Here is a 9,907-nt window from a genome sequence, read left to right on the forward strand (position 1 = left end):
TCAATCAAGAAGATGAACTTCATTATTTACGTGAATGTCCCCAGTTTTATCACAGAAGCATAAACACCAAAATTATTATTTCTTTTTTTACACGTTCCAGACAAAAAGAAGAAGGCACTCTTTCATGAAATGTATGCCTTGACTGGCTAATACATTTTGAAAGAGGCCTTCTTATGAAAGCATTATTTAACTTAACCTTTTATTGTGCCTGCATCAGCTGGATGTACCCCATGACGATAGAAGTCCGTATTAATAGGCTCCAGTGGTTTACGTCCAAGGATTAAGTCCGCTGCCTTTTCCGCCAACATCAATACCGGTGCATGGATATTACCGTTAGTGACATAGGGCATAGCAGATGCATCAGCCACTCGTAGATTGTCGAGCCCATGGACCTTCATGGTTAGAGGATCTACGACAGCCATTGGGTCTGAAGCTGGTCCCATTTTTGCCGTACACGATGGATGAAGCGCAGTCTCCGCATCATTCGCCACCCAATCCAAAATCTCTTCATCTGTTTGAACAGAATCACCAGGTGAAATTTCTCCTGAATTGTAGCGTGCCATTGCTGGCTGAGACATAATATCCCTTGAAATTCGTACCGCTTCAATCCACTCACGTCGGTCCTGTTCGGTAGAAAGATAGTTGTAGACCATGCTCGGGTACTCTTTAGGGTTTTTCGAACGAATCTTTAATGTTCCTCGAGAATCGGAGTACATAGGTCCTACATGGACCTGGAATCCGTGATCAGTGTCTGCTTTTTTTCCATCGTACCGTACCGCTACCGGAAGGAAGTGGAACATCAAATTTGGATAGTCGACGTCCTCGTTCGAACGAACAAAACCCCCACCTTCGAAATGGTTGGTTGCTGCTGGACCTTTGCGACTGAGCAACCACTGCAAACCAATCCAAGGCATACGCGCTTTATTTAAGTTAGGCTGCTCTGAAACCGGTTCTGGACAAGAGTATTGAATATAGGCTTCAAGATGATCCTGAAGGTTCTGACCTACACCAGGAAGATCAACTACAGGTTTAATGCCAAGTGAGCGCAAGTGCTTCGCGTCACCCACACCTGACAATTGAAGCAGCTGCGGCGTATTGATTGCACCACCAGAGAGTATAACTTCCCCTGCTTTAACTTGATGAGTTCTCCCGTTTCGTTCATATGTCACACCTTTAGCTCGGGTACCTTCGAAATCGATACTTGCAACAAAAGCACGAGTTTTCACAGTGAGGTTCTTACGCTTCATAGCCGGATGCAGATATGCACGTGAAGCTGACAATCGTCTGCCTTTGTACACATGCTTATCAAACGGACCAAATCCCTCCTGCCGGAAACCGTTCACATCGGGTGTTCGCGAGTAACCAGCCTCGACACCTGCGTTAAAAAAGGCTGGGAATAAAGGATTCTTAGCTGGCCCGCGTTCTAGTTTAAGAGGACCATCGTGACCGCGAAGCTCATCTTCCGGTGAAGCTAAAGCATTTTCCAGGCGTTTGAAATATGGAAGACAGTGCGCAAAATTCCACGTTTCCATACCTGGATCGGCGCCCCAACGTTCGTAGTCCATCGGATTACCGCGTTGGAAAATCATACCGTTAATTGAGCTCGAACCTCCGAGAACTTTTCCACGGGCATGCTTGATATGCCGTCCATTCATATAAGGTTCAGGGTCAGATTCATATTTCCAGTCGTATAATGATTTCCCTGCTGGGAACGGCAAAGCTGCTGGCATTTGGATCAATAGGTCCCATGAAAAATCTTTTCGCCCTGCCTCTAACACAAGAACACTGCGTGTCCCATCTGCACTTAAGCGATCGCCGAGAACAGAACCCGCACTACCGCCACCTATAATAACTATATCGTATGTTTCTTTCATATTTAGTACCTCCTTGGATGTTTGAAAACTAGTTTAGTGATTAAAGCTATACTAAAAGCATTTATCATAAACTCACCTTCTGTTATTGAAACCAGTTCGTAGTTTGATAGTTTTTTAATTAAATTTACTTGAACCAATTCAGTGGCTCAGATTCGACTTTTGTTAACTTTGTTAAATTTTTATTTAATGTATTTAACACTTTTAATTTACCATAGTATAATTTTTTTGTAAACCTGTGTCTGTATTATTTTAGAGATATTTTACTTTTACTCAAGAAATGAAAGGTAATATTGGCATGAGCAAGCCAACATATTGAAAATCAAATCTAACGGATAACGAAACAAATGAACATTCACCAAAACTCAGAAGAAACACACATGTGGAAGAAACTACAAGTCATTGCAGCCTTAGTCGAGTTTATCTATAGAGGATATTTTGGACGCCTGGAAGCATGACGATAGATGCCACTCGGATCATCTATCGTCATGCGACAGGAGAAATGAAAAAGAGGCTTCTCAAAGTTTTATTAAACTTCGAGAAGCCTCTATAAATGACACATACAAATACTTTAAAACAGAACAATAAAACCGCTAAATAACGTTAACACTATAGGAGACCATTTCTCATCTGAAGCTTGTAGAACATCATTAAAAATCATATCATTCCGTTCTTTAAATATAGTTTATATATCAGTTTCATCTGTTTTCATTGATGTTTCTCTTTTAACAAGAGTTTGTATGAACTGTCGAATATTGTTATTTGTTTTATATCTTTTAGATATGCTACCATTTAACTATACTCATATAAAGAAAAGGATGGTTATTTTGGGAGTTTTATTAGGGGTAATAGGTTTTCTAGGAATTATAGTAGGAATTGTATTATTTATTGTTGGTATCATTAAGAAGAAAAAATTTAAGAGTGGATTAATTATTGGTGGATCTTTCTTATTACTTATCATTAGTATTATTGTGACACCTACCGAAGATGAAAGTGAAATAACAGCAGATGACGAAAAACAAGAAGAATCAATTGAAGAAGAAGATACCGCTGAACCTGAAGAAGAGGAAACGGAAGAACCTATCGAAGAAGAAGATACCGTTGAACCTGAAGAAGAGGAAACTGAAGAACCTGTCGAAGAAGAATCCAATCAAGAGAATGTTGAAAACACATCCGACGAAGAAGAAACAAACACAGAAGACGATGTCCCTACTGAATACATATCTGCATTAAATTCAGCAGAAAGCTATTCAGATATGATGTATATGTCTAAAGCCGGAATTTTTGACCAGTTGACTTCCGAATATGGTGACCAATTCCCGGAAGAAGCTGCTCAGTACGCAATTGACAATATTGAGGCTGATTGGAACGAAAATGCATTGAAATCAGCAGAAAACTACAGCGAGAGTATGCATATGTCTAAAGCGGGTATATACGACCAATTGATATCGGAATACGGAGAAAAATTCACAGATAAAGAAGCACAATACGCTGTGGATAATATAGAAGCAGACTGGAATGAGAACGCACTAGAATCAGCAAGAAGTTATCAAGAGTCAATGGATATGTCGGTAGAAGCAATAAGAGATCAATTAACATCAGACTACGGAGAAAAATTCACTCAAGAACAAGCAGATTATGCAGTTGAAAATTTAGAGTAATCTATATTATTAATTATGTATTAATGAACTCAAAAGCAAATAATCGTTAAAAACCGGGCATAAAAACCATGCCCGGTCTTTTTAGGTCAGATAATACACCCCCAAAAAATATTGTTTTATCTTAGCAATTTTCTTCTAGATCACTTTCGCGGACCACACAAAGTGTTAAAAAGGTTTATTAATTCACTTTTTCATTAAGTAAGCTTAGCATGTCACACGGCCTGCCGGACTTAATCATTTTCCCTTTGTTTAAAATCACCATTTTATCAGCCAAAGCCCTTACATCATTTTCATCATGCGTAACAAAGATGGAAGTTGTCCCTGTCTTTTTGAGAATTACTTTTAGTTCCTCTCTAATCTTGTTTTGCAAATTAGCATCTAAATTGCTAAAGGGTTCATCAAATAATAAAAGAGCAGGATTAGGAGCCAAAGCTCTTGCTAAAGCTACTCGTTGCTGCTGACCACCACTTAGTTCATGAGGATAGCGTTTTGGGTACTCAGATAAGTTTACTAAATCAAGAACTTCTTCTAATCGCTGCTTCTTTTGTTGCCGGTTCCATTTCTTCAATCCATACGTGATATTCTGCGCAACTGTCATGTGAGGAAATAAAGCATAATCTTGAAAAACCATACCAATTCCTCGTTTTTCCGGTAATACAAATGTATATTCATCGCACAGCAATCTATTGTCAACTTTAATAGATCCTTTTGCAGAAACTTCTAAACCAGCAAGGAGTCGTAAAATTGTACTTTTACCACTACCGCTTTCACCAAGAATAGCGAGAATTTCACCCTTTTCTAAATCTATAGAAAAATGGTCCACCGTAAGCTTATCCTTCCTTTTGTACGCAAAGCAAATTTCCTTAATTTGGATATACAATTAGAACACCTCCTTTTCCATAAACAGATGAGAGAAAAAGATAAAAATACCACTAATCATAACAATAATAAGAGAAGGTATCGCAGCTTCCTGAACCATCTCATTTCCTGCATATTGAAAAGCTTTTGTCGCTAATGTTTCAAAGTTAAACGGTCTTAAGATTAATGTTAAGGGGAGTTCTTTAATGATTTCGACCCACGCTAAAATAAACGCACTTATCACAGCACCTTTTATTAATTTTAAGTCAACTTTAAAAAATGTTTGTGTCATCGTCATTCCTAACATCCTGGAAGCCTCGGTAAAGTGGTTTCCATTTTTTTCATAGCCTGCTTCGATAGAATTGTAGCCAATGGCCAAAAAACGAATGACGTAGGCAAAGCATAACAATATAAGACTAGTACTTAGAACGAGCGTCTGATTCATACCTATTAATGAATAAAAGGCCGAGAGTGTTTTATCGATACCGATAAATAAAATCAACACGCCAATGGCGATAACTGCACCAGGTATAGAATAGCCGAGGATAACAACTTTCGCCGATATTCTTGAAAAGAATCCGTTGCTTATCCTCGTAAAGTTACCAATTATGACAGCTATGATTACAATTGCAATGGCACCAATACTTGCAACGAAAACAGAATTCCAAATAAGTTTAATAAAATCCTTGTTGAGGACCGCATCGTAAGCCATGAATACCCACATAACCAACTGACTAAACGGAATTATAAAAGCTAGAGTAAACACACTTCCACAATAAAAAGTCGTTAGTCCTGCCTTCCATCCAGTTAATCTAATTGGCTTAAGGGGACGTACCTTTGTAGTTGTTGAACTGTACTTTCTTCTACCGCGCATTATTTTTTCCATTAAAAGAAGAAAAACCACAATAGCCATTAATGTTCCTGCTAGTTTTATAGCTGATTTAAGATCGCCTAATCCAAACCAAGTTTGAAAGATTGCCGTACTAAGCGTCTGAATCCCAAAATATTTAACTACACCATAGTCATTTAAAAACTCCAAAATAACTAGACTGCCTCCCCCTACGATAGCTACTCGTGAAATAGGTAAAACAATTCGAAAGAAAATTTCAACTGAACCACTACCTAGCAACCTTGCATTTTCAATAATAGAAGCAGATTGTTTTACCAGGAATGCACGGGTAATCATGTAGACATAAGGAAACAAAAATACCGTAAAAATAAAAACGGCACCCGGAATATTCATAATGTCAAAATATTTTTGGTTTACTTGAATTCCAAATGAATTACGCAAAGTAGTTTGAATGATTCCAGTATAATTTAATAACCCATGATAAGCATAAGCACCTATATAAGCTGGAATAGATAATGGTAAGATTAAACCCCATTTCAAAAAGCCTTTCATCGGAAAATCATATGCAGATACAAGCCATGCTAAACTAACACCAATAACAATCGTAAGAATGCCTAGCAACACTATCATAACGAATGTAGTAACTAGGTAATCTTGCAACATGTACGCTTTAATATGTTCCCAATTTTGATTTGGCTCAGAAAATAATTGAAGTAGAATAGATAAGTTGGGTAAAAGGATGAAGCAAACGAATAAAAACGTTAAAATAGACCAGCCATTTGTATGTATGAGTATTTTAGAAACTAGTTTGATGGTAGACACACCCTTGTACTGTAATTAAATTAAGTTAATTGTCTCATAAATACAACCCCCTTAATGGGATATTTTAAGCAATAACATCATGATATAAAACTACAGAATGCCCCATCAAATGCTTTTTTTGATGTGACATTCTGTATTGAATATAATTTTTTATTTCCAGCCAACTTCATTAAAGATCATAACCGCTTCAGCATTATTCTCGCCAAGTTTAGTTAAATTAAGATCTTGCGCTTTAAACTCCCCCCAAGATTTAAGCAACTCTGATACTTCGGCATTTGGGTTAACTGGATATTCATAGTTTGCTTCAGCAAAGCGTCCTTGCGCTTCTTCACTAGATAGAAATTCGATTAACTTAATAGCATTGTCTTTATTTTTGGCATGTTTTGTTACACCAAGGCCACTAACGTTAATATGCGTTCCTGTTGTTTCTTGGTTAGGGAAGAAAAGAGATAATCCTTCAGCAACCTTGACCTCTTCAGGATCTTCAGAATTCAACATATTACCAAAATAATACGTATTAATAACTGCAATGTCGCCTTCTCCAGCTGCAATAGCTTTTGCTTGATCTCTATCTCCACCTTGTGGTTCACGTGCCATATTTTCAACAATACCACTAGCCCACTCATCCGCTGCATCCGCTCCATTTAATTCAATAATGGAAGCTAGAAGAGACTGATTATAAATGTTTTCAGATGAACGGATTAGTACTCTTCCTTGCCACTTTTCATCAGTTAGTGCTTCATAAGTTGAAAGCTCTGATTCGTCAACACGGTCATTCGCATATACAAATACACGAGCACGTTTTGTTAGACCAAACCATTGATTGTCAGTATCACGAAGACTTTCCGGAATATTATTGGTAATGGTTTCGTTTTCTACAGCTTGTAATAGACCTGCATCTTTTGCACGGAATAAGCGTCCTGCATCAGCAGTAAAGAAAAGATCAGCTTCCGTTGCTTCTCCTTCACGATTAAGACGTTCAATTAACTCGTCAGAATCACCTTGTACTACATTAACTTTGATCCCTGTTTGTTCTGTAAATGTTGCAAAAAGTTCATTATCTGAATCATAATGGCGGCTAGTGTATAGATTTACATCTCCACTATCATCTTTTTCTTCTACTTGTTCACTTGATTCATTGCTAGTTTCATTGCTTTGGGTATTTGTTGAATCTTTTGCAGCATTAGCTTCTTGCTGCTCCTCTGCTCCACAAGCTGATAAAACAAGTACGGTAGTTAGTAACATTACTAGTGCAATTAAAATACGATTTTTCTTCAATCTCATTTCCCCCTATGTAAATTTTTTTCTAATTGAAAGTGATTCTCATTATCATTATACTGATAATTATTCTCAAGTCAATACTTTTAACATAAAAGTTTAAAAGTTTTTAAATGTTATGTATTATCATAATTATTCCGAGCGTAACTCTCTCTTATTACTTACTTCTTTTGTATGGTGATACTGTAATACTTCAGCCACCTGTTACTTAATTCATGGAACATTTTGCGATTCTCTCTTAAAACGACTCTCTCAATGCAATCAGAATTGCAAAACTGTATAACTATGATGAACATTTAAAATTAATTTTTCTTATTTAGCAGCAAGTCTAATCATTCAGTATATTTCTTACTACCCACTTGTAAAAATCTATCTTCACAAGTAAAACAACTAAACATTTACTTAGCAATCTAAATATTCATACTGTATATAGCTTAAGTCTGAGATACCACAACGAATATTTTTTCAACTGTTTATTTAATATCTTCTCGGTAAGAGGGGAAATGGTGAGCATTAAATTTCAAAAAATAAATGATCTTAAAAACTTACCGCTTATACTTCCTCTTTTTAATGAGGCAGAAGTCTGCCAAAATGAGAAAGAAGCAGAGTCGACTTACGAAGAAATTACATATGAACGTCAAAAAAAGCACCGTTCTAGAACCGATAACATGAAAGACCTTCCGGTCGAAACGGTCATGCATCGCCTCTCACCTAGTGAGCAGGTCTGTTCGTGTCGCAATGGGGAACTACATGAGATGAAAACAGAGATCCGTCGAGAGCTCAAGGTGATTCCAGCAGAAGTCAAAGTCGTGGAGCATCATCGTTCCATGTATTCATGCCGATCCTGTGAGCGTCATGGTACAGAGACACCTTTAAAATATGCGCCAATTCCGGCTCCTTTTTTCCAAAAAGCATGGCTTCGCCGTCCGCAATCGCTCACATCCTCTCGCAGAAGTCCATACAAGGCCTTCCCTTGTATCGGCAAGAAGCTGAATGGAAGCATAACATTCGCAAAGAACGAAGTAAGCCAATCTTGGAGGCTTTTTTCGCATGGATTCAAACCAATAAACCCAAAGTAACCCCGAAAAGTTTGCTTGGTAAAGCACTGTCGTATGCGCTCAATCAAAAATCATCAAAACTTCTTACATTTTTAGAAGATGGCCAACTTGAGATCGATAACAATCGAAGTGAACGCAGCATAAAACCCTTTGTAATAGGTCGAAAAAATTGGTTATTTAGTGCCACTAGTAAAGGTGCTCGATCCAGTGCATTAATTTATAGCGTGATGGAAACGGCAAAGGAAAATCTTTGCATCCTTTCCGGTACCTCACGTATTGTTTAAAACGTTGCCAAATCTTAATTTAGAAGAACCAGAGGTCTCGATGCTTATCTCCCCTAGTCTAAAGAACTTCCCTCAGAAATTTATATTTCTTCTGAAGCTTAAATACATCATAAATGATCCTCATCTTCCGTGGAAGGTGGGGATTATTTGATGCTTAATAAATAATGTGATATAAGGCAGTTTAAAATCGTAAAGCTCCCAAATGACAGCGTTTTTCCGTAACCTGGAAAGGAAAAAGTAGCCATCATCAGTCATGCGGTCAAAACGCTCATAGTCCAGGTAGCCACGATCAAACACATACATGCATTCTTTGTCATCAACCATGACTTCAAGCTGACCACGATCATGTTCCTTCGCCGTTGTTATCACTGCTTTTTCTGGATAGGAGATCCCTTTCTCCATAAACACAAGACGCAAATGGAGTTTTACTCCAGCTTTTGTTCTCCTGAATTTTGCCCATTTATGATGGGTCAAATTCAGTGGCAACGTGCTTGAATCAATAATTTTCAAAGGCATGACACGGTCCTTATAATGTTTTTTTGATGATTTGAGCGACTAGATCCAGAAAAGTCGTTTGAAAGATCAGAGGGTCCATCCCATTTAACCGACGTGACAGCTGCGAAATACTGATCGAGTCAAGGTCAACGCTATCCTGTAGCTGATCATTAAACAGACAGTCGCTTAATGCGTGGAGACTTTCAACTTCTTCTAACTGTGCAAAAAGTAATCATTTCATAAAAGATTCTGTCGTAAGTTTTTTCGTATAGTCATCTAAATTCAAAGCTTTCACCTGTCCTTCAAATAGTTGAAGATTTATGACTTCGGTTAAATATATTATCTTCTTGCTCCCCGAATATCACACCATGCATTTTCATTATATGTTCCTTAGCATTCAGATTCGCCCATTATTTTTTGATCGTCTGCAGACTTACTTCTCTCGGACAAAGACCGTGTTTCTGCAAGCATGTCGATAAAACAACAAAGTTTACGAAAATATTTTTCCAATTAATGAAATTCCTCGTATCGATCACGATACGAGGAGTTTCATTATCTATTACTTTTTAATTTTTGTTAACTCTCTATTTAGGCGATAGATCATTTGTTCAGTAAATACGTCTTCCGCTAGGGTAGCAACCGTATTGATTTTTATCGTTTTCATCATTCCAAACATCGGACCTTCTGAGAAGTTTCCTAGGTATTTTGCAAGAACTGCATTGGCTTCTTC

General features: G+C 37.6%; 7 protein-coding genes and 1 pseudogene. 3 read left to right on the top strand and 5 right to left on the bottom strand.

Features of this window, described 5'->3' with window-relative positions:
* Positions 1-191: 191 nt before the first annotated feature.
* Positions 192-1,874, bottom strand: coding sequence for a choline dehydrogenase (gene betA, locus ACHABW_RS17660; protein ID WP_435757152.1), 1,683 nt, complete (start codon positions 1,872-1,874; stop codon positions 192-194).
* Between the two features lie 824 nt (positions 1,875-2,698).
* On the opposite strand from betA, the gene ACHABW_RS17665 reads away from it, so the two are divergent.
* Positions 2,699-3,532 (top strand): Ltp family lipoprotein, encoded by an 834-nt coding sequence (locus ACHABW_RS17665; protein ID WP_435757154.1) that lies wholly within the window; start codon positions 2,699-2,701, stop codon positions 3,530-3,532.
* A gap of 178 nt (positions 3,533-3,710) precedes the next feature.
* Here ACHABW_RS17665 and ACHABW_RS17670 read toward each other — a convergent pair whose 3' ends face one another.
* The 3 genes from ACHABW_RS17670 to ACHABW_RS17680 form a co-directional block, all read right to left on the bottom strand.
* Positions 3,711-4,412 carry an ABC transporter ATP-binding protein gene (locus tag ACHABW_RS17670; protein WP_435757156.1) on the bottom strand — a complete coding sequence of 234 codons (702 nt, stop codon included), beginning with the start codon at positions 4,410-4,412 and terminating at the stop codon, positions 3,711-3,713.
* Positions 4,413-6,053: an ABC transporter permease gene (locus ACHABW_RS17675; protein WP_435757165.1), complete on the bottom strand. Its 1,641-nt coding sequence runs from the start codon at positions 6,051-6,053 to the stop codon at positions 4,413-4,415.
* Positions 6,054-6,212: 159 nt separating this feature from the next.
* A complete protein-coding gene (locus tag ACHABW_RS17680; RefSeq protein ID WP_435757158.1) occupies positions 6,213-7,340 on the bottom strand; it encodes a Fe(3+) ABC transporter substrate-binding protein in 1,128 nt (375 codons plus the stop codon).
* A 503-nt stretch (positions 7,341-7,843) separates the two neighbouring features.
* Here ACHABW_RS17680 and ACHABW_RS17685 point away from each other — a divergent pair.
* Complete coding sequence (locus ACHABW_RS17685) at positions 7,844-8,419, top strand: IS66 family transposase zinc-finger binding domain-containing protein (RefSeq protein ID WP_435757160.1); 576 nt, start codon at positions 7,844-7,846, stop codon at positions 8,417-8,419.
* Positions 8,374-8,682 (top strand): IS66 family transposase, encoded by a 309-nt coding sequence (locus ACHABW_RS17690; RefSeq protein WP_435757162.1) that lies wholly within the window; start codon positions 8,374-8,376, stop codon positions 8,680-8,682. The genes ACHABW_RS17685 and ACHABW_RS17690 overlap by 46 nt, the downstream gene beginning before the upstream one ends.
* A 141-nt stretch (positions 8,683-8,823) precedes the next feature.
* Here the strand turns inward: ACHABW_RS17690 and ACHABW_RS17695 are convergent.
* A pseudogene (locus tag ACHABW_RS17695) lies at positions 8,824-9,520 on the bottom strand (IS4 family transposase); the annotation flags it as partial.
* Between the last annotated feature and the right edge of the window lie 387 nt (positions 9,521-9,907).

The organism is Salipaludibacillus sp. CF4.18 (genome assembly GCF_051262595.1).
Classification (GTDB): domain Bacteria; phylum Bacillota; class Bacilli; order Bacillales; family Salisediminibacteriaceae; genus Salipaludibacillus; species Salipaludibacillus neizhouensis.